The sequence below is a fragment of the Motilibacter aurantiacus genome, assembly GCF_011250645.1.
Lineage (GTDB): Bacteria > Actinomycetota > Actinomycetes > Motilibacterales > Motilibacteraceae > Motilibacter_A > Motilibacter_A aurantiacus.
Window position 1 is genome coordinate 82,700 of the sequence record NZ_JAANNO010000012.1, and the last position, 19,860, is coordinate 102,559.

Consider the following 19,860-nt stretch of genomic DNA (forward strand, 5'->3'; position numbering starts at 1 on the left):
GGCCGTCACTGGGCAAGGTCGCGGCGCAGCGCCTGCGCTCCGCGCAGGTAGACGTGCCGGATCTCCTGCCGGGCCTTGTCGGTCTCCACGTGGGCCATGACCCGGACGACCCGCGGCAGCGCGCCCTGCACGGCGATCTCCGACGCGCACAGCAGCGGGACGTCGCCCATGCCGAGCCGGCGCGCGGCGACGGCGGGGAACTCGCTGACCAGGTCGGGCGTCGCCGTCAGGATCACGCTGATGAGGTCATCGAGGCCGAGCGAGTTCTGCGTCAGGATCTCGCTGAGCAGCTCCTCGACGGAGGTGAGCATGTGCTCGGCCTCGTCGCGGTCGAGCTGGACGGCTCCGCGAACTGCGCGCACGGGCACGAATTCCTCCGACGATGGTGCGGGACGGCGCGGGCGGGCCCGCGGCTGGGCACGAGGACGCTACTGCGCCGCGCCCCTGCGTCGTCGACCCGCCCGCATGGCGGTCACTTCGGCTCGACGGCGGCGAAGAGCTCGCCGATCTCCTTCTGGTTCAGCGGACGGATGCTGCCGGGACGCAGGTCGCCGAGCTTGATGGGGCCGACCTGGGTGCGGATGAGCCGCTGCACGGGCAGCCCGACGGCGTCGAGCAGCCGGCGGACGACGTGCTTTCGCCCCTCGTGGACGATCACCTCGACCATTGCCCGGTTGCCGCTGGCGCTGATCAGCCGGAACGAGTCGACCTTGACCACGCCGTCCTCGAGCTCGACGCCGGCCCGCAGCTGCTTGCCGATGTCGCGCGGCACCGGGCCCGGGACCTCGGCGAGGTAGGTCTTCTGCACGCCGTACGACGGGTGGGTCAGCTTGTGCGCCAGGTCGCCGTCGTTGGTCATGATCAGCAGGCCCTCGGTGTCGAAGTCGAGGCGGCCGACGTGGAAGAGCCGGCGCTGCTCCCCGAGGAACTGGCCCAGGTGCGGACGGCCCTCCGGGTCCGACATCGCGCTCACGATGCCCGTGGGCTTGTGCAGCGCGAGGTACTCCTTGCTCGGGGCCGACCCGATGCGCCGCCCGTCGACCGTGATGACGGCCTTCTCCGGGTCGACCCGCATGCCCTGCTCGCGCACGCGCTTGCCGTCGACCGTGACGCGGCCCTTCTCGATCAGCACCTCGCACGCGCGACGCGAGCCGAGCCCCGCTGCCGCCAGCACGCGCTGCAGCCGGATGCCCTCTTCCATACCCTCGACCTCAACCTCACGTGTCAACTGGTGCCCGAACCTTCAACAGCTATCGACTCTACGTCCGGCAGGTACGGAGCCAGCGGCGGAAGCTCCTCCAGCGACTGCAGGCCGAGCCGCTCCAGGAAGTAGGACGTGGTCCGGTAGAGCGTGGCCCCACCCGCCGGGTCGGCCCCGGCCTCCTCGACGAGCCCGCGCGCGACCAGGGTGCGCATCACCCCGTCGCAGTTGACCCCGCGCACCGCCGACACCCGCCCGCGCGACACCGGCTGCCGGTACGCCACGACGGCCAGCGTCTCCAACGCCGCCTGGGTCAGCCGGGCCTGCTGGCCGTCGCGCACGTAGCGCTCGACCACGGCGGCGCACCGGGGGGCCGTGTAGAAGCGCCAGCCCCCCGCCGCCTGACGCAGCTCGAAGCCGCGCCCCTGTGCCGCGTACTCGGCCGCCAGCTCGCGGACGGCGGCGGCCACGGCCCCCGGCGGCTCCTCCACCAGCTGGGCCAGCAGGGTCTCCGAGACCGGCTCGTCGGCGACGAGCAGCACGGCCTCGAGCGCCGCCCGCAACGGCACCTCGGTCTCACCGTCGAGCGCGGGTCGAGGGTCGATCTCAGGTTGAGGGTTAGGGACCGGGGCACGCGTGTCCTCGCTCATCGGGCCTCCTCCCCCTCGTCGAAGTCCGAGGACGCGGGCACGACCGGCGCGTCGGCCGTGCCACCGGTCCACCGCACGTGCAGCTCGCCCAGGGCAGCGGCCTGCTCGAAGGCGACGCTGCCGTCGCGGAACAGCTCCAGCAGCGCCAGGAAGCGCGCGACGACGACGAGGGTGTCCCCGGCATCGGCGGCCAGCTGGCGGAAGGTCAAGGCCCCGTCGCCGCGCAGCCGGGCCACCAGCAGGGCAGCCTGCTCGCGGACGCTGACCCGCGGCGCGTGCACGTGCTCGGTCGCCACGGTCGGCACCGGCTTAGGCGCCATCGCCCGGGCGGCCAGCGCGGCGAGCTCGTGCGGGCCGAGGCCGAGCAGCACCTCGGGCAGCAGCCCGGCGAAGCGCGGCTCGAGGCCGACGCTGCGCGGATGGCGCAGCGCCATCTCGCCGAGCATCCCCGCGAGCGCGGCCGAGGCCTGCTTGTACGCCCGGTACTGCAGCAGCCGTGCGAACAGCAGGTCGCGGGCCTCGAGCAGCGCGAGGTCCTCCTCGTCCTCCACCTCGGCGGCGGGCAGCAGCCGGGCGGCCTTGAGGTCGAGCAGCGTCGCCGCGACGAGCAGGAACTCCGAGGTCTGGCCGAGGTCCCATTCGGGCCCCAGCGCCCGGATATGGGCGATGAAGTCGTCGGTCACCTTCGACAGCGCGATCTCGGTGACGTCCAACTGGTGCTTGGCGATCAACGAGAGCAGCAGGTCGAACGGGCCCTCGAACACGTCGAGGTGGACGGCGAAGCCGCTGTGCGCCTGCTGCGCGGCGGCCGGTGCCGCCGTCTCCTCCTGGGCGGCCTGCGTCGTCACCGGCCCGGGCCGGCGGCCGCCGCCGGGTCGCCCGCCGCCCCTGGCCAGCGGTGCAGGACCTCACGGGCGAGCTGGCGGTACGCCTCCGCGCCGACCGAGCTCGGGGCGTACGTCGTGATCGGCTGGCCGGCGACGCTCGTCTCCGGGAAGCGCACCGTGCGGTTGATGACGGTGTGGAAGACCTTGTCGCCGAAGGCCTCGACGAGCCGGGCCAGCACCTCCCGGCTGTGGGTGGTGCGGGCGTCGTACATCGTGGCGAGGATGCCCTCGATCGCGAGGTCAGGGTTGAGCCGGTCCCTGACCTTGGTGATGGTGTCGACGAGCATCGCGACGCCGCGCAGCGCGAAGTACTCGCACTCGAGCGGGATGATCACGCTGTCCGCGGCGGTCAGCGCGTTGATCGTGAGCAGCCCGAGCGAGGGCTGGCAGTCGATGAGGACGACGTCGTAGTCGTCGACGACCTCGTCGATCTGCCGGGCGAGCGCCTGCTCGCGGCCGACCTCGGTCACGAGCGCGACCTCGGCCGCGGACAGGTCGATGTTGGCCGGCAGCAGGTCCAGACCGGGCACGTCGGTCTTGAGCAGGACGTCGTCGACCGTGCACCGGCGGTCCATGAGCAGGTTGTAGACGGTGGCGTCGAGGTCGAGGGCGTTGACGCCGAGCCCGACCGAGAGCGCGCCCTGCGGGTCGAAGTCGACCAGCAGCACCTTGCGCCCGAACTCGGTCAGTGCCGCGCCCAGGTTGATCGTCGACGTGGTCTTGCCGACCCCGCCCTTCTGGTTGCACATCGCGAGCACCCGCCCGTCGCCGTGCTCGAGCAGCGGCTGCGGGTCGGGGAACTCCTGTGCCGGCCGACGGCTCGTCGCTCCCCGGCCGCCGTCGACGGACCGCAGGTCGATGAGCGCGTCGTCACCACCGGGAAGGAGCGAGGGCTGCTCGTGCCGCGGTTGACGTGCCATCGCGGCTCCTCCTTCCGTACGCGCGCGGGCGGTCGCGCACCGCCGCCGCCCGGGGCGGACCCTACGCGGTCCCTCTGACGACCTCAAGGACGCCGGGCCGGGCGCGCCCGGGCGGTCAGGACAACCGCAGCGCGAGCAGGGCGACGTCGTCGCGCCGCTCGTCCCCGGTCAGCTCCGTCACCACGACCGCGCACAGCTCGTCCAGGCTCTCCACGTCGCGGTGGGCCGAGGCCACGGCGTGCAGCCGGGCGAGCCCCACCTCCAGCGACTCCTCCCTGCTCTCCACCAGCCCGTCGCTGAACATGAGCACGAGGTCGCCGGCCCCCAGTGAGCGCGACAGGTCCTGCCGCATGCCGTCGGCCCCCAGGCCGAGCAGCAGGTCCGCGTCGCGCGCCGCGAGCGAGGCGGTGCTGCCGTCCGCGCACACCAGCACGGGCGGCAGGTGGCCGGCGTTGGACAGGTGCAGGCGCACTCCACCGTCGGCCCGCTGCTCCAGCTCCGCGTAGACGCAGGTCGCGAGCGCGTCGAGGGACAGGCCCACCGATGCCCGGTCGACGCCGGCAAGCACCTCGGAGGGCGTGTCGTGCGCGTTGAAGGCGACGCCACGCACCAGCGTGCGCAGCTGCCCCATGATCGCCGCCGCCGTGACGTCGTGGCCGGCCACGTCACCGACCACCAGGGCCACTCGTCCGCTGGGCAGGACGATCGCGTCGTACCAGTCGCCCCCGACCTGTAGGGCCTCGGTGGCCGGCCGGTAGAGGCCGGCCAGCTGCACGCCGGGCAGCGGCTCGCGCGGCAGGTCGGTCAGCAGGCTGCGCTGCAGCGCCTCGGCGGTGAACCGGTGGACGTCGTGCAGCTCCTCGACCGAGAGCGCGGCGAGCGCGCCGTCCGGCTCGCCCGCCGCGTCGCTGCGCAGGATCTTCAGCCGGAGCTCGGCCGAGCAGAGCTCGGCCAGCTCGGTCAGAAGGGTGAGGTCCTCCTCGCTCCAGACGCGGGGTGAGTACTCCACCGCGCACAGGGCGCCGAGCACGTGGCCGTCGTCGTCCGTGACCGGGACACCGGCGTATGCGCCGATGTCGTCCTCGACCGCCGCGCGGCTGGTCCGCGTGAGCGGGTCCACCGCGGTGTCGGCCACGACGAAGGGCCGGCCGGAGGCGACGACGAACCGGCAGAGCGAGCGGGAGATGTCGGTCTCCCGGGCGTCGGCGTCCGGCCCGTCGAGGCCCGCCTGGCCGGGGAAGAACTGCCGCCTGACCTCGACGAGCGAGACGAGCGCGAGCGGCACGTGCAGCAGCCGGCGCGCGAGGTGTGCGACCCGGTCGAAGCGCGGGTCGCCGGCCGAGTCGAGGCCGGTCCGGGCGAGCGCGGCGAGCCGGCGCGGGTCCGCGAGCGCGTCGAGGCTGCGCAGCGCGTCGAGGCGCGGCGACGCGCCGCCGTCCGGCTCGCAGGTGGGGGCTCCCGGGCGGCCGGTCCCCGGCAGCTCGGACGCGCCGGCGTGGGACCGCGCGCCGGAGGACAGCGGTTCGCCCACGCCGTGCCCCCTCCGTCCGGCCGTGATGCGCCCTTCGGGTTGTTCCCAGAAGTTCTCCACGCATGTCACAACGCAACTACTACAAGTGTGGCAGCCTCCAGCTCCCGCGCCCGGGGATTTCCACGTGGCACGCCCGCACGCCACCCGGATGCCGCAGGTGCGCCCCGATCGCGCGTCGCCGCCCCGGCTCAGGCCAGCGCGCGGGGGTGGCTGGACGCGTAGACCTCGCGCAGCCGGTCCACCGTCACGAGCGTGTAGACCTGCGTCGTCGTCACGGAGGCGTGGCCGAGCAGCTCCTGGACGACCCGGACGTCCGCCCCGCCGTCGAGCAGGTGGGTCGCGAAGGAGTGCCGCAGCGTGTGCGGGGAGAGCTGGACGTCGATACCGGCCCGCTCGGCGGCCGCGCGCAGCACGACCCAGGCGCTCTGCCGGGTCAGTCGGCCGCCACGGGCGTTGAGGAAGAGCGCCGACCCGCCCGTACCGGCCGCGGCCAGCTCCGGCCGCGCCCGGACGAGGTACGCGTCGAGCGCCTCCCGGGCGTACCGGCCCATGGGAACGAGCCGCTCCTTGCTGCCCTTGCCGAACAGCCGCACCGTGCCACCGTCGAGGTCGAGGTCGTCGACGTCGAGCCCGACGGCCTCGGAGATGCGCGCTCCACACGCGTAGAGCACCTCGAGCAGGGCCCGATTGCGCAGCGCGCGGGCAGAGCCGTCCGCGCCGGCGGCGGCGAGCAGCGCCTCCACCTGGTCCACGCCGATGGCCTTGGGCAGCCGCCGCGGTGGGGCGGGCGGGCGTACGGCGCGGGCGACGTCGTCGACGACCAGCCGCTCGCTGAGCGCGAACCGGTGCAGCCCACGAACGGCGACCACGGCCCGCGCGGCCGAGCTGGCGCCGAGCGGCGGATGCGCGGCGTCCCCTTCGCGCAGGGCGCGCAGGAAGGCGGCGACGTCGCCCTCCGTGACCTGCGCGATGTCCTCCCGCCCGGTCGCCGCGAGGTGGGCGAGATAGCGGCGCAGGTCCCGTCGGTAGGACGAGAGCGTGTTGGCCGCGACGCCGCGCTCGACGGCCAGATGGTCGAGGTACGCCCGCAGGAGCCCCGTCAGCGCCGGGGAGGCTGCCGGCGCGGCCGCTGCCGGCTCGGCCTCGGCGACCGCGGTCACCGCAGCGCCTCCTCGCGGGGAGCCGCCTCGAGGCCGTGCGCCTCGGCGACACCGGCGTGCACGACGCGGCCGCCGACCGTGTTGAGGCCGCGGGCCAGCGCCGGGTCGGCCCGGCAGGCGTCCTTCCACCCCGCGGACGCCAGCGTCAGGACGTAGGGCAGGGTCACGTTGGTGAGCGCCAGGGTGGAGGTGCGGGGAACGGCGCCGGGCATGTTCGCCACGCAGTAGAAGACCGACTCCGCCACGCCGAAGACCGGGTCCGAGTGGGTGGTCGGGTGGGTGCTCTGGAAGCATCCACCCTGGTCGACGGCGATGTCGACGAGCACCGAGCCGGGCTTCATCCGGGCCACCAGCTCGTCGCTCACGAGCTTGGGCGCCCGTGCCCCGGCCACGAGCACCGCGCCGATCACGAGGTCGGCCTCCAGGCATGCCCGCTCGACCTCGTGGGCGTTGGAGGCGACCGTCTCGAGGGCGCCGGCGTACTGCCGGTCGGCTGCGCGCAGCTTGTCCACGTCCCGGTCCAGCACGAGCACGCGGGCGCGCATGCCGACAGCGATCGCCGCGGCGCTCATGCCGGCGACTCCGGCCCCGAGGACCACGACGGTCGCCGGAGGGACGCCGGGGACCCCGCCGAGCAGCACGCCGCGCCCCCCGCCCGCACGGGTCAGGTGGTGGGCCCCGGCCTGCGGGGCGAGCCGGCCGGCCACCTCCGACATCGGGGCCAGCAGCGGCAGCCGTCCGTCGGGCAGCTCGACCGTCTCGTACGCGACCGCGGTCACCTGCCGGTCGAGCAGCGCCCGGGTGCACTCGGCGGACGCCGCCAGGTGCAGGTAGGTGAAGAGCAGCTGGCCCGGCTGCATCCGGGCGTACTCCTGCGCGACGGGCTCCTTGACCTTGAGCACCATCTCGGCGTCGCCCCAGACCGCGTCCGGGCCGTCGACGACACGGGCGCCGGCCCGCTCGTAGTCGGCGTCGGGCAGCCCGGAGCCGGCCCCGGCGCCCGCCTCGACGAGCACCTCGTGGCCGGCCCGGACGAGCTCATGGGCCCCCGCCGGGGTGGCGGCGACGCGGAACTCGCCGTCCTTGACCTCCCGCACGACTCCGACGCGCATGAGCCGAGCCTAAGAGGCCGGGCGGGAAATGCCGGGCCGCCACTCCGTCCGGAGCCGTGGCGGCCCGGCGGCCCGTCAGGTGTGCCGCCACTCCCAGGGGGCGTCCGCGGGGCGCAGCGTGTCCCAGCCGCGGGCCCTGGCGGCCGCGGCGGCGAGGATGCCGCTGACCGAGGTCGGGTTGTGCAGGTGCCCCTCCAGCACGAGCGCGACCGCCTCGTCGAGCGGGACCCACGCCTGCGGCATGTCCTGCTCCTCGTCCTCACCCGCGTGCCGGTCGTCCTCCGGCGCCAGTTCGAGGTCGCGGGCGAGGTAGCAGCGGAACGCCTCGGTGCTCCCGCCGGGGCTGTTGTAGAAGTCGACGAGGACGTTCCACCGCCCGGCCCGGTAGCCGGACTCCTCCCACAGCTCGCGCTTGGCCGCCTCGAACGGGTCCTCGCCGGCGACGTCGAGCAGGCCCGCGGGCGCCTCCCACAGCATGGCGCCGACCGCATGGCGGTACTGGCGCAGCAGCAGCACCCGCTCCCGGTCGTCGAGCGCGAGCACGCCCACCGCGCCGGTGTGCTCGACGACCTCGCGGGTCACCGGGTCCCCGCCGCTGCCGAGGTCGACGATGTCGCGGCGCACGTGCCACACCCTGCCGGTGAACTCGCGCGACGAGGAGACGACCTGACGTCGCTCCCGGGCGTCGGTGATCTTCCCTTCCCACGGGGACGGGCTCATGCGCCCTGCCCGTTCACGCCGGCGTCCACGGGCTCCCGCTCGAGCATGTCCAGCTGCTCCTGCCGGCTGTCCAGCGCGGCGCAGATGAGCCCGGCGAAGAGCGGGTGCGGGCGAGTGGGCCGGGAGCGGAACTCCGGGTGCGCCTGGGTCCCCACGAAGTACGGGTGGGCCGAGCGCGGCAGCTCGACGAACTCGACCAGCCGGCCGTCGGGCGAGGTCCCCGAGAACACCAGCCCCGCCGCCTCGAGCTGCTCGCGGTAGTTGTTGGCGACCTCGTAGCGGTGGCGGTGGCGCTCGTCGATGTAGGGCTCGCCGTAGACCTCCCGGACGATGCTGCCCTCGGCCAGCTTGGCCGGGTAGAGGCCGAGCCTCATCGTGCCTCCCATGTCGCGCTCGCCGGCGACGACGTCCCGCTGGTCGGCCATGGTGGAGACCACCGGGTGCGGGGCCTGCTCGTCGAACTCGAGGGAGTTCGCGCCCTCCAGGCCGGCGAGGTTGCGCGCGGTCTCGATGACCATGCACTGCAGGCCCAGGCAGAGCCCGAGGGTCGGCACGCGGTGCTCCCGGGCGTACCGGATCGCGCCGAGCTTGCCCTCGATGCCGCGCACGCCGAAGCCGCCGGGGATGCAGACCGCGTCCACGTCGCCGAGCTCGCGGGCCGCGCCCTCGGGCGTCTCGCACTCGTCGGAGGCGACCCACTTGAGGTGCACCTTGCAGTCGTGGGCGAACCCGCCCGCCCGCAGCGCCTCGGTGACCGAGAGGTACGCGTCCGGCAGGTCGATGTACTTGCCGACGAGCGCCACGGTGACCGACCGGCTGGGCGAGTGGACCCGGCGCAGCAGGTCGTCCCAACGCCGCCAGTCGACATCGCGGAAGGGCAGCCCGAGACGGCGCACGACGTACGCGTCGAGCCCCTCGGCGTGCAGCACCTTGGGGATGTCGTAGATCGACGGCGCGTCGATGGCCGTGACCACGGCCTCCTCGTCGACGTCGCACATCAGCGAGATCTTCTTCTTGACGCCCGTGGAGATCTCCCGGTCCGCCCGGCAGACGATCGCGTCGGGCTGGATGCCGATGCTGCGCAGCGCGGCGACCGAGTGCTGGGTGGGCTTGGTTTTCAGCTCGCCGGACGGGCCGATGTAGGGCACCAGCGACACGTGGAGGAAGAACACGTTGTCCCGCCCCACGTCGTGACGGACCTGGCGGGCGGCCTCGAGGAACGGCTGGGACTCGATGTCGCCGACCGTGCCGCCGATCTCGGTGATGACGACGTCGACCTTGCCGGCCTGTCCGACGCGGCGGATGCGGTCCTTGATCTCGTTGGTGATGTGCGGGATCACCTGGACGGTGTCGCCGAGGTACTCTCCGCGCCGCTCCTTGGCAATGACCCCGGAGTAGACCTGGCCGGTGGTCACGTTGGCCGAGCCGTGCAGGGCGGTGTCGAGGAACCGCTCGTAGTGGCCGACGTCGAGGTCGGTCTCGGCCCCGTCGTCGGTGACGAAGACCTCACCGTGCTGGAACGGGTTCATCGTCCCGGGGTCGACGTTGAGGTACGGGTCCAGCTTCTGCATCGTGACCCGGAGCCCGCGAGCGGTCAGCAGGTTGCCCAGGCTCGAAGCGGTCAGCCCCTTGCCGAGCGAGGAGGCGACGCCCCCGGTGACGAAGATGTGCTTGGGCGGCTGCGGTGCGGCCAAGGGGCGCTCCCGTGGGTCCGTAGTGCGGTGGGAACACCCACCTGTCCACGGGCTTCTAGCCTAGCGAAGACGTCAGCTCGACGTAGAGGCGGCGGGCCTCGGCGGCGGTGTCGTCCTCCGTCGGGAAGGCGGCGGCCCGCTCGCGCGCGGCGGCGGAGAGGCGTACGCGCTCGACCGGGTCGTCGAGCAGCGCGACCACGGCCGCGGCGAGCGCGGCGGGGTCGCCGGGAGCCACCAGCACCGCCGCGTCGCCCACCAGCTCGGGCACTCCGCCGACAGCCGTCGCCACGAGCGGTGCGCCGGCGCGCAGCGCCTCCTCCGCCACGAGCGGGCGCCCCTCCCACTGCGACGGCAGCACCGCGACGTCGGCCGCGGCCAGCAGGTCGGAGACGTCCTCGCGGTGACCGAGCAGCCGGACGGCGAGCCCGTCGTCGGTGATCCGGCGCTGCAGCTCCTCGCGGAGCGGGCCGTCCCCGGCGATGACGGTGAGCGGGCGGTCCAGCCGGTCACGCCACGTGCGGGCGGCCTGCAGGAGCACCGGGTACGCCTTCTGCGGGGCGAGCCGCCCGGCCGCGACCACGAGCGGGCTCGACCCGACGCCGAGCTCGGCACGGACCTCCGCCCGCCGGTCCGAGCCGTCCGGCGACGGGCGGGGCGCCGGGGGCGGGGCGACGACGGCGGCGAGACGGGCATCGGGTGCGCCCAGCTGCCGGGCGCGCTCGACGAGGTCCGGGGAGACGCCCAGGGTGACCGTGGCCCGCCGGGCGTCGTAGCGCTCCATCCGCTCGAGCACGGCCCGCTTCGCGCCGGTGGCGAGCAGCGCGTTGTGCCAGGTGACGACGTAGGGGACGCCCCTGGGCAGCGCCATGCCCGCGACCAGGCCGGCCCGCAGCCCGTGCGCGTGCACCACGTCGGCGCCACGCAGCGCCCTGCGCAGCCGCAGCACCGCGCGCACGTCGGCGGCCGGGCGCGGCACGACGCTCACCTCGACCGGGACGAACGCCGCGCCCGTCCCGCTGAAGCGGAAGTGCTCTTCGGTGCTCGCCGGGCCGAGGACGGTCACCCGGTCCCCGCGGTCGACGAGCCCGCGGGCCAGTGCGCGCACGTGGGCGCCGACTCCCCCGGTGCTGGTCGCGAGCACGAGCCGGACGTCGAGCGGCTCAGCCACGGCGCAGCCCCCGCGTCATCTGCAGCGCGCCCGCCCGGTCGGCGAGCAGCACGACGGCGGTGTACGCCGCGGCCGCCGCGGCCCCGCTGGCGACGGCGCTGGCCGCTCCCGCGGGACGCCCGGCCGCGTCGAGCAGGTGGGCGAGCCCGCCGCCGACCACCGCGCCGCCCGTGCCGGCGAGGACGGCGGCCGCGCCGGCCCGCGCCACGCCGGAGAGCGCCGCCGGCCCGGCGGCCGTTCTCACAGCGGCCAGCAGCAGCACCCCGGCGATCGTCATGCCCAGAGTGTTCCCCAGGCCCAGCGCGGCGACGGCCCACCCCCGATCCACGAGCGCCACGAGCGCCAGGTCGGCGACGAGCACCAGGGCCCAGCCCAGGACGGTGGCGGTGGCGGCGGCCCGGCCGGACCCGGCGGCGTAGAGCGCCCGGCCCAGATGGGCCACGAGGCCGTAGCCGAGCAGGCCGGGGGCGAAGGCGACGAGCGCCCGCGCGAGCCAGACCGCCGGAGCGTCGTCCTCGCCGGAGGAGAAGACCTGCGACACCGGGCCGGCGGTCGCCGCGAGCAGCGCGGCACCCAGGCCGCCGGCCAGCAGGACCGCCCGCGTCGTCACGGCGCTGACCGCCGCGTACTCGCTCAGCTGCCCGCTCTGCGCATGCCGGGACAGGGTCGGGAACGCGCTGGTCGCGAGCGGGACCGCGAGCACGGCGTACGGGAGGAGGAAGACGGCCCAGGCGTAGCCGTAGAGCGGGAGCCCGCCTCCGCCCACCCGGTCGTTCGCGAGCCGGATGACGACGAGGGTGGACGCCTGCTGGGCCACCAGCGCGGCCAGCCCGGCCAGGGCCAGGCCACGTGCCTGCCGAGCGACGCCGGGCGGGAAGCGGAAAGACGGCCGAACCGGGATTCCGGAACGCAGAAGCGGGAGAACTGTGGCCGCGGCCAGGGCCACGACGCCTGCCGTGGTGCCGACGGTGAGGATCAGCTCTGGCCCGCGGGGCACGCTCGAGAGGTCCCAGGGGTCCCCGTCGTACGCTTCGCCGAACCATAGATAGGCGAAGACGACGACAGCGCTCGAGGCCAGCGGGGCGACGGCGGGCGCGAGGAACCTGCGCTGGGCCTGGAGGACTCCCCCGCAGACGACGGCCACCCCGTAGAGCGGGATCTGCGGGAGGAAGACCTGCAGCATCCCGGTGGCGGTGCGCACCGCCTCGTCCCGGTCGCACTGCGTGCCCGAGGCCGCCCCACCCGCGTCACCGACGAGGACCGAGACCAGCGGCTCGGCCAGCAGCAGCGCCACGGCCGTGACGGGCACGAGCACGGCGAGCGTCCAGGTGAGCAGCGCCGAGGCGATGCGCCCGGCCTCGGCGCTGTCGCGGTCCGCGAAGGGCCTGGCCAGCAGCGGGACCACCACGCTCGCCAGCGCGCCGCCGGCGACGACCTCGAAGACGACGTTCGGCAGCTGGTTGGCGGTGTTGTAGGCGCTGCCCAGGCAGTTCGACCCCACGGTGGTGGCGAAGACGAACGACCGGCCGAAGCCGACCACCCGGCTGAGCAGGGTCGCCACCGCGACGAGGGCGGCCGCGCCGGCGAGCCCGGAGGCGAGCCGGCGGCTCACGCCCGGCGGCCGAAGGCGTCGAGCTCGCGGAGCCCGGGCGTCGCGGCGATGACCTTGGTGAAGCTGACGCGCTCGCTGGCGAGGGTGAGCGCGGCCAGGAGGGTGAGGCGCACCGCCAGTCCGCGTCGCGAGGAGCCCGCCGCCGCGCAGACGCCGAGCGCCGCGCCGAGCGCGTTGGCCCCCGCGTCCCCGAGCATCGAGCGCTCTCCCAGGTCCGGCGGGAGCATGGCCAGGGCCGCTCCGAGCGGCGCGGCGGCCAGGGCGCCGGGGGTGCCGCCGCGTACGAGCGCGGGGGCGCCGGCGAGCAGCCCGGCCTTGAGCGCCCGGCCGGGGCGCAGGTCCAGCAGGTTGATCAGGTTGGCCGAGCCGGCGACCACGCCGCCCGCGAGCACGGCCTCCACCGCGCTGCCGCCGGCCCCGGGCCCGCGCAGCACGGCTCCCGCGGTGAGGCCGGCGGCGCCCAGCCCGGCCAACTTCGCCGCGCCGGTCGTCACCCGCCCCCGCCTGAGCGCCGCCAGGTGCCCGCGCAGCCCGCGGTCGTCGCCGGACCCGGCCAGGTCGTCGTACGCCCCGAGCCCGCCGGCCGCCCCCACCGCGAGGACGCCGGCCACCCGCGCCCGCAGTGGCACGCGGGGAGCGAGCGCGACCCCGAGCACGGCGGCCAGGGCGTACGCCGGGCCCTCGAGGAGGGTCACCGGGAGGTCGCGCGCGTTGCGCCGCGCCCAGCGCGCCGAGCCGCCCGGCGGGCTGGCCAGCAGCGCGCTGAAGGCGGCCTGGCCGACCGCGGCGCCGGCGACGACGGCGGCGGCGCGTACCCGCGCCGGGACGTGGCCTGCGGGCAGGTGCGCCGTGGGCGGGGTGCGGGTCACCTGGTCGTGACGCCCTCGATGTCCGGCAGCGGCTCGTCCGCGCCGGGGCCGTCGCCGTAGTGGCCGGGGTCGTCGGCGCGCGCCGCGACGAAGGCGAGGACGAGCGTGGCCCGTCCCGCGGGCGTGTCGACGTCGTCCACGGTCGAGACGGTGGCGGCGACCTCGGAGTCCGAGCGCACGTCGGCGAGCAGCCCACCGGGCTCCGCGCTGCCCGTGGCGCCGGCGACCACGGTGACGGCGCCGGAGGTGGCCAGCATCCGGGGCACGGCGATCAGCGCGGTCCGCTGGCTCGTCGTGTCCTCGCCCGGCTCGGGCTCCTCGGGCAGCGGCGCGAGGACGGCCACGAGGGCGCCGCGCTTCCACGGCTCGTCCTCCAGCGTGAGGAACCCGTCCTCGCGCAGCCCCTCGAGCAGGGTCTTGGCGGCGTCGTCCGCGGCCCCTGCAGCGGCGGGGTCGGCGGTCACGACGCCGCGGGCCAGCACCAGGGCGGCTCGGGCGGCGCTGCTGGTGTCCTCGGGGAAGGAGACGTCGGGCGGCATCAGGCGGGTCAGGGCGTCGTCCAGCTCGGCCGCGCGGTCGGCCGAGGCCCAGTCGTCGGTGAGCAGGACGCTGCCGGGGACGGCGGCCCCCGCCGCCGCCAGGCTCGTCCGCGCGGCCTCCGCCTCACCCTCGGTGACGCCGGGCAGGCCGACCAGCGCGACGGTCGAGCCCTCGAGGCGGCCGCCGATCAGGGCCGGTGTGGTGCGGGTGATGAAGTCCTCGTAGTCGCCGATCCGGTCGGTGAGGTCGGCCTTGTCCTCGCGCAGCTCGTTGTTGGACGTGCTGAGCGCGTCGGCGCGGCTCTCGACGGTCTGGCCGATCGGGTCGTCGAGCGGCCCGGCGCCGAGCACCACGCCGACGGCGAGGGCCAGGAAGACCGCGATCAACGAGACCAGGTGGTAGCGGAAGTCGATCACGACGAGAAGAGCTCCTCCAGCCGGAACTGGCCCTCGGCCCAGCGGTCCCGGAGATATTCGATGAACACCTGGCCCGCGGGGGTGGCCGCGACCGCGACCAGCAGCGCGACGATCCCGGCGAGCAGGAAGAGCGCGACCTGGAGGTTCGAGATGCGGCTGCGGTAGAGCCGGCTGACGCCCTTGGCGTCGACCAGCTTCCCGCCCACCCGGAGCCGGGTGAGGAAGGTGCTGGCCATGCCCGAGCGGCCCTTGTCGAGGAACTCGACGAGCGTGGCGTGCGTGCCGACCGCGACGATGAGGCTCGCCCCCTTGTCGTCGGCGAGCAGCATGGCGACGTCCTCGCTGGTCCCGGCGGCCGGGAAGAGCACCGACTGCAGGCCCATCCGCTCCAGCCGCTCCAGCCCGGGGGCGCGCCCGTCGCGGTAGGCGTGGACGACGAGCTCGGCACCGCAGGTGAGCGCCTTGTCGGACACGCTGTCCATGTCCCCGACGATGAGGTCGGGGATGTAGCCCCCGTCGAGCAGGGCGTCCGCGCCGCCGTCGACGCCGATGAGCAGCGGGCGGTACTCGCGGATGTACGGCCGGAGGGTGCGCAGGTCCTCGCGGTAGTGGTAGCCGCGCACGACGACGAGGGCGTGCCGGCCCTCCATCTGCGTGCGGATCTCCGGGACGCCGACCCCGTCGAGCAGGAGCTCGCGCTCGCGGCGCAGGAACTCCATCGTGTTGCCGGCGAACGCCTCGAGCTGCAGGGCCAGCCCGGCCCGCGCCTCCGCCATGGCGGAGGCGATCGACTCCGGCGTCTGCTCCACCCCGGCCGCGAGCTGGCGGCCGTCCAGGTAGACCACGCCCTCGTGCACCCGAAGCACGTCGCCGTCGGTCACGTCGTTGATGACCGCCTGGCCGCACCCGTCGATCAGCGGGATGCCTGCGCCCACGACGATCTCGGGGCCGAGGTTCGGGTAGCGCCCGCTGGTGCTCGGCGACGCGTTGACGACGGCCGCCACGCGGCACGCCACGAGCGCCTCGGCGCTCACCCGGTCGAGGTCGATGTGGTCGATGACCGCGATCTCACCCGGGCGTACCCGCTTGGTGAGATTCTTGGTCCGGCGGTCCACCCGGGTCGGTGCCGTGATGCCGGGGAGCTCGGGCACCCGGGACCGACGACGAGCGGTGGCAATCCTCATCGCCCGACATCGTGCCAGAGGCACCCGCGAGTGCCGAGCAGCCGACGCGCGCGTTGTCCGTCGCGAACGTCACGGTCTGGCCACGGCACGGCGCGCACACCCCGCTCGTTCCCCCGGGTCGCGCGGGCCGGCAGCGCCCGCGCGGTCAGTCCTCGGCCCGCGCCGCGTCCAGCAGCTCCTGTGCGTGGGCGCGCGCGGTGCCCGACCCCTCCAGGCCGGCGAGCATCCGCGACAGCTCCTGCACCCGTCCCTCGTCGTCGAGCGTCGCCACCCCGGAACGGGTGACGGCGCCGTCGGCGTCCTTCACGACCACCAGGTGGCGGTCGGCGTGGGCGGCCACCTGCGGAAGGTGCGTGACGACGATGACCTGGGCACGCCGGGCGAGCCGCGCCAGCCGGCGGCCCACCTCGACCGCAGCCTTGCCGCCGACCCCGGCGTCCACCTCGTCGAACACGAACGTCGGCACCGGGTCGGCCCCGGCGAGCGCGACCTCCAGCGCCAGCATCACCCGCGAGAGCTCACCGCCGGAGGCGCCCTTGCCGAGCGGCCGGGCCGGGCTGCCGGGGTTCGCGGCGAGCAGGAGCTCCACCGTGTCGACGCCGTACGCTCCGGCGACCACGGCGCGGCCGTCCACCTCGAGCACGGTCTGCGCGCTGCCCGGCCCCTCCCCGGGGTCGCCGCTCTCCGCGGCCTGCTGGGTGACGGCGACCTCGACCCGGGCCCGTGGCATGGCCAGCGCGGCCAGCTCCCGGGTGACCTCCTCGCCGAGCCGGACGGCGGCCTTCGTCCGGGTCGTCGACAGCGTGGCCGCGAGCGCCCCCAGCTCGGCGCGGAGGGCGGCTCGCTCCTCGCGCAGCGCGTCGACCGCGTCGTCGTCGCCCTCGAGGCCGGTCAGCCGCTGGGCCGCTTGCCGGGCCCACTCGAGCACCGCGTCGACGCTCTCGCCGTACTTGCGGGTGAGCGCGGCCAGCTCGGAGCGCCGGTCCTGCACCTGGGCCAGCCGCCCCGGGTCCGCGTCGACGGAGGCCGCGTACGCGGCGAGGTCAGCGCCGAGGTCGGTGAGCAGGTAGGCCGCCTCCCCCAGCCGGTCGGCGAGCCCGCCCAGCTGCGGGTCGTGCGCCCGCTCGGCCTCCAGCGCCCGGCGCGCGGCCGCCAGCAGCCCCGCGGCGTCCGGCGCGTCCTCGTAGGCGTCGGGGTCGCCGAGGATGGCGGCGTGCGCGCTGAGCGCAGCGGTGCGCAGCGCGTCGGCGTGGCCCAGCCGGTCGGACTCCTCGCGGAGCGCGGCGTCCTCCCCGGGCTGGGGGTCGACAGCCTCGATCTCGTCCAGCCCGAACCGGAGCAGGTCCGCCTCCTGGGCGCGCTCGCGCGCCCGGGTGGTCAGCTCGTGGAGCCGGTCCTCGACCTCACGCAGCCGGGACCAGCGCTCCCGGTAGCGGTCCAGCACCTCGGCGGCTTTCGGCCCCGCGTAGCGGTCCAGGGCCTGGCGCTGCCGGGCCGGGCGCAGCAGCCGGTGCTGGTCGGACTGGCCGTGCACCGCGACGAGGTCGTCGGCCAGCTCGGCGAGGACCGCGGCGGGGACGGACCGGCCCCCGAGATGGGCCCGGGAGCGGCCGGCCGAGACGGTGCGGCCGAGCAGCAGCACGCCGTCGTCGAGCTCCGCCCCCGCCTCCTCGGCCCTGGCCAGCGCGGGGTGGCCGGCCGGCAGCACGACGGAGCCCTCGACGACCGCGCTCGCCGCGCCGGTGCGCACGGCACCGGGGTCGGCCTTGCCGCCGAGCAGCAGGCCCAGGCTGGTGACGACCATGGTCTTGCCCGCGCCGGTCTCGCCGGTCAGCACCGTGAGCCCGGGCGCGAGGTCGAGCACCGCGTCCTCGATCACGCCCAGGGCGCGGATCCGTACCTCCTCCAGCACCCGCCCAGGCTATGCGGACGAGCCGTTCGGAGGGCCGCGCCATCCCCGGACCGGGAGCTGGAACTTCGCAACCAGCCGGTCGGTGAAGGGAGCCTGCTTGAGCCGGGCGAGCCGCACGGGGACCTGGCCCCGGCGTACCTCCACGCGGGAGCCCGCAGGCAGGTCGGCGCGGCGCCGCCCGTCGGCCCACATGACGGCGCACGGTTCCTCCGAGCCCACCTCCAGGATCTCGACCGCGATCATGGAGGTGGGCGCCGCGACGAGAGGACGGGCGAACAGCGCGTGCGCGCTGAGCGGGACGAGCAGCAGCGCCTCGACCTCCGGCCAGACGACCGGCCCACCGGCCGAGAACGCGTACGCCGTGGACCCCGTCGGCGTCGCGGCGACCACACCGTCGCAGCCCCACGTGGACAGCGGGCGCCCGTCCACCTCGAGCGCGATGTCCAGCAGGCGGCCGCGGTCGGCCTTCTCCACGCTGACGTCGTTGAGCGCCCACTGCCGGGCCAGCACCTCGCCGTCGCGCCGGACCACGACGTCGAGGGTCATGCGCTCCTCGACGGTGTAGCGCCGGTCCGCGATGGCGTCGACGACCGAGTGCAGGTCGGCGCGCTCGGCCTCGGCGAGGAAGCCGACGCGGCCCAGGTTGACGCCGAGCACCGGGATGCCCCCGTCTCGGGCGAGCTCCGCGCCGCGCAGGATGGTGCCGTCCCCACCGAGCACCACGACGAGCTCGACCCCGGGCGCGCAGGCGTCGGCAGGGCCGACGCGGCGGGCGCCGCGCAGCTCGAGCTCGGCGGCCTCCTCGGCGAGCACGTGGATCTGCAGCCCGGCCCCGCGCAGCCGGGTCACCACCTCCTCGGCCGCGTTGTGGACGTACTCGCGGCCCGTGTGCGCGACGAGCAGCACGGTGCGCGGCGGCGTTGCGGTCACTGCGGCCCCTCGGTGATCGCCTGCTCGAGTCGTTCGTCGTCCAGCGCGGGCGCGCCTGCCCGCAGCCACAGGAAGTACTCCACGTTGCCGCTCGGGCCGGGCAGCGGGCTGGCGACGACGCCGGCCACGCCCAGCCCCTCGGCCGCCGCGGCGCCGGCCACCGTGCGCACAGCGTCAGCGCGCAGTGCCGGGTCGCGGACCACGCCACCGGCGCCGAGCCGCTCGCGGCCCACCTCGAACTGCGGCTTCACCATGAGCACGAGGTCGGCGTCGGGCGCGGACACCCGGCGCAGGGCCGGTAGCACCAGGGTGAGCGAGATGAAGGACAGGTCGCCCACGACGAGCTGCGCCGGCTCGGGGACGTCCTCGGGCTGCAGGTCACGCACGTTGGTCCGGTCGCGCACGGTCACCCGCGGGTCGGTCTGCAGCGACCACGCCAGCTGGCCGTAGCCGACGTCGACCGCCAGGACCGAGGCGGCGCCCGACCGGAGAAGCACGTCGGTGAAGCCGCCTGTGGAGGCACCGGCGTCAAGGCAGCGACGCCCCTCGACCACCAGGCCCTGGGGCACGAACGCCTCCAGCGCGCCGGCGAGCTTGTGCCCGCCGCGGCTGGCGTAGTCCGGGCCTTCGGCGGCCTCGGCCACCACGATCGCGGCGTCGGCGCCCACCTGCGTGGCCGGCTTCTCGGCCCGCCGTCCGGCGACCGTGACGCGGCCGTCGGCCACCAGCGACGCCGCCTGCTCCCGGGAGCGGGCCAGGCCGCGGCGGACCAGCTCGGCGTCGAGCCGGGCGAGGCGGGCGCGGGCCGGCATGCGCGCGGTCACGCCCGTGGGCCTGGGCGCGGCGTCCCGGTCATCGCCGTCCCGCTCGTCGTCCCTGAGCCGGGAGCCGCGCTCGCGCCGGCGCCCGTGAGCGTCTCCTGCAGAGCCCGGGAGATGTGCGTGTAGACCTCGACGTGCTCGGTCGCCGGACGGCCGGCGAGCTCGGCCAGCCGCGCCACCGCGGCGTCCACGCGCGGGTCGCCGGTGCCCGGAGCCCCGGCTTCCGGGCGCGGCGAGTGCTCCTGCGCCCCGGCCGTCACGGGGCGGGCCTTGCGTTCGAGCCCGTGCGGTGGGCAGGCTCCGCTGGGTCGCCGCAATCGTCCGGCTCGGCCGCCGGTGCCGCGTCGTCCGCGGCCTGCTCGGCGGCCAGGTGGTCGTACGGGCCGGTGGCCGCGACTCCGGCCGCGCTCCCCGCCTCCGCGGGCACGTTGGCGTGCGCCCCCGCGGGCACTCCGGGACGGCTACCGGCGACGGGATCCCTCGTCGGTACGACCGTGTCCGCGGGCCGGGCCGTGTCCGCGGGCCGGGCCGTG

19 protein-coding genes and 1 pseudogene are annotated in these 19,860 nt (G+C 75.6%); all 20 read right to left on the reverse strand.

The window, feature by feature from the left end; translation table 11 throughout:
- Positions 1 to 5 precede the first annotated feature (5 nt).
- Positions 6 to 368, reverse strand: coding sequence for a chorismate mutase (gene aroH, locus G9H72_RS17535; RefSeq protein ID WP_166173475.1), 363 nt, complete (start codon positions 366 to 368; stop codon positions 6 to 8).
- Between the two features lie 104 nt (positions 369 to 472).
- On the reverse strand, positions 473 to 1,201 hold the full coding sequence (locus G9H72_RS17540) for a pseudouridine synthase (protein ID WP_166173477.1): 729 nt from the start codon (positions 1,199 to 1,201) through the stop codon (positions 473 to 475).
- A gap of 23 nt (positions 1,202 to 1,224) precedes the next feature.
- Positions 1,225 to 1,851 carry an SMC-Scp complex subunit ScpB gene (gene scpB / locus G9H72_RS17545; RefSeq protein ID WP_166173479.1) on the reverse strand — a complete coding sequence of 209 codons (627 nt, stop codon included), beginning with the start codon at positions 1,849 to 1,851 and terminating at the stop codon, positions 1,225 to 1,227.
- Entirely contained in the window at positions 1,848 to 2,699 is an 852-nt protein-coding gene (locus G9H72_RS17550) for a segregation and condensation protein A (protein WP_331272392.1), read from the reverse strand. Before G9H72_RS17550 ends, scpB begins: the two co-directional genes overlap by 4 nt.
- Positions 2,696 to 3,658: a ParA family protein gene (locus G9H72_RS17555; protein WP_166173481.1), complete on the reverse strand. Its 963-nt coding sequence runs from the start codon at positions 3,656 to 3,658 to the stop codon at positions 2,696 to 2,698. Before G9H72_RS17555 ends, G9H72_RS17550 begins: the two co-directional genes overlap by 4 nt.
- Positions 3,659 to 3,773: 115 nt before the next feature.
- Positions 3,774 to 5,189, reverse strand: a complete 1,416-nt coding sequence (locus G9H72_RS17560; protein WP_166173483.1) for a PP2C family protein-serine/threonine phosphatase — start codon at positions 5,187 to 5,189, stop codon at positions 3,774 to 3,776.
- A 188-nt stretch (positions 5,190 to 5,377) separates the two neighbouring features.
- Complete coding sequence (gene xerD / locus G9H72_RS17565) at positions 5,378 to 6,292, reverse strand: site-specific tyrosine recombinase XerD (protein ID WP_231127366.1); 915 nt, start codon at positions 6,290 to 6,292, stop codon at positions 5,378 to 5,380.
- A 53-nt stretch (positions 6,293 to 6,345) separates the two neighbouring features.
- Complete coding sequence (ald, locus tag G9H72_RS21935; RefSeq protein WP_231127323.1) at positions 6,346 to 7,461, reverse strand: alanine dehydrogenase; 1,116 nt, start codon at positions 7,459 to 7,461, stop codon at positions 6,346 to 6,348.
- 75 nt (positions 7,462 to 7,536) lie between these two features.
- Positions 7,537 to 8,181, reverse strand: a complete 645-nt coding sequence (locus G9H72_RS17570) for an NUDIX domain-containing protein (RefSeq protein ID WP_166173487.1) — start codon at positions 8,179 to 8,181, stop codon at positions 7,537 to 7,539.
- Complete coding sequence (locus G9H72_RS17575) at positions 8,178 to 9,875, reverse strand: CTP synthase (RefSeq protein ID WP_166173489.1); 1,698 nt, start codon at positions 9,873 to 9,875, stop codon at positions 8,178 to 8,180. The genes G9H72_RS17570 and G9H72_RS17575 overlap by 4 nt, the downstream gene beginning before the upstream one ends.
- A gap of 55 nt (positions 9,876 to 9,930) precedes the next feature.
- The gene (locus tag G9H72_RS23170; protein ID WP_166173491.1) at positions 9,931 to 11,043 is read right to left on the reverse strand and encodes a glycosyltransferase family 4 protein; all 1,113 of its coding nucleotides are present in this window, start codon (positions 11,041 to 11,043) and stop codon (positions 9,931 to 9,933) included.
- A complete protein-coding gene (murJ, locus tag G9H72_RS17585) occupies positions 11,036 to 12,655 on the reverse strand; it encodes a murein biosynthesis integral membrane protein MurJ (RefSeq protein ID WP_166173493.1) in 1,620 nt (539 codons plus the stop codon). Before murJ ends, G9H72_RS23170 begins: the two co-directional genes overlap by 8 nt.
- Positions 12,652 to 13,524: a hypothetical protein gene (locus tag G9H72_RS23175; protein ID WP_231127325.1), complete on the reverse strand. Its 873-nt coding sequence runs from the start codon at positions 13,522 to 13,524 to the stop codon at positions 12,652 to 12,654. The genes murJ and G9H72_RS23175 overlap by 4 nt, the downstream gene beginning before the upstream one ends.
- A complete protein-coding gene (locus tag G9H72_RS17595) occupies positions 13,521 to 14,480 on the reverse strand; it encodes a copper transporter (protein WP_166173495.1) in 960 nt (319 codons plus the stop codon). Before G9H72_RS17595 ends, G9H72_RS23175 begins: the two co-directional genes overlap by 4 nt.
- Positions 14,477 to 15,664 (reverse strand): putative cytokinetic ring protein SteA, encoded by a 1,188-nt coding sequence (gene steA / locus G9H72_RS17600; protein WP_166173497.1) that lies wholly within the window; start codon positions 15,662 to 15,664, stop codon positions 14,477 to 14,479. The genes G9H72_RS17595 and steA overlap by 4 nt, the downstream gene beginning before the upstream one ends.
- 145 nt (positions 15,665 to 15,809) lie before the next feature.
- Complete coding sequence (recN, locus tag G9H72_RS17605; protein WP_166173499.1) at positions 15,810 to 17,576, reverse strand: DNA repair protein RecN; 1,767 nt, start codon at positions 17,574 to 17,576, stop codon at positions 15,810 to 15,812.
- Positions 17,577 to 17,585: 9 nt separating this feature from the next.
- The gene (locus tag G9H72_RS17610; RefSeq protein WP_331272394.1) at positions 17,586 to 18,506 is read right to left on the reverse strand and encodes an NAD kinase; all 921 of its coding nucleotides are present in this window, start codon (positions 18,504 to 18,506) and stop codon (positions 17,586 to 17,588) included.
- Positions 18,503 to 19,318 carry a TlyA family RNA methyltransferase gene (locus tag G9H72_RS17615; RefSeq protein WP_166173538.1) on the reverse strand — a complete coding sequence of 272 codons (816 nt, stop codon included), beginning with the start codon at positions 19,316 to 19,318 and terminating at the stop codon, positions 18,503 to 18,505. Before G9H72_RS17615 ends, G9H72_RS17610 begins: the two co-directional genes overlap by 4 nt.
- Positions 19,319 to 19,326: 8 nt before the next feature.
- Positions 19,327 to 19,587: a hypothetical protein gene (locus tag G9H72_RS17620; RefSeq protein WP_166173345.1), complete on the reverse strand. Its 261-nt coding sequence runs from the start codon at positions 19,585 to 19,587 to the stop codon at positions 19,327 to 19,329.
- Positions 19,584 to 19,860, reverse strand: a pseudogene (locus G9H72_RS21945) (hypothetical protein); the annotation flags it as partial. The gene G9H72_RS17620 and the pseudogene G9H72_RS21945, both read right to left, overlap by 4 nt.

What these genes read in the sequence shown, in the direction of transcription:
- steA (WP_166173497.1), bottom strand. Translation starts at nt 15,664, where the DNA reads ATGAGGATTGCCACCGCTCGTCGTCGGTCCCGGGTGCCCGAGCTCCCC.
- G9H72_RS17615 (WP_166173538.1), bottom strand. Translation starts at nt 19,318, where the DNA reads ATGCCGGCCCGCGCCCGCCTCGCCCGGCTCGACGCCGAGCTGGTCCGC.
- G9H72_RS17540 (WP_166173477.1), bottom strand. Translation starts at nt 1,201, where the DNA reads ATGGAAGAGGGCATCCGGCTGCAGCGCGTGCTGGCGGCAGCGGGGCTC.
- scpB (WP_166173479.1), bottom strand. Translation starts at nt 1,851, where the DNA reads ATGAGCGAGGACACGCGTGCCCCGGTCCCTAACCCTCAACCTGAGATC.
- G9H72_RS17555 (WP_166173481.1), bottom strand. Translation starts at nt 3,658, where the DNA reads ATGGCACGTCAACCGCGGCACGAGCAGCCCTCGCTCCTTCCCGGTGGT.
- G9H72_RS17570 (WP_166173487.1), bottom strand. Translation starts at nt 8,181, where the DNA reads ATGAGCCCGTCCCCGTGGGAAGGGAAGATCACCGACGCCCGGGAGCGA.
- ald (WP_231127323.1), bottom strand. Translation starts at nt 7,461, where the DNA reads ATGCGCGTCGGAGTCGTGCGGGAGGTCAAGGACGGCGAGTTCCGCGTC.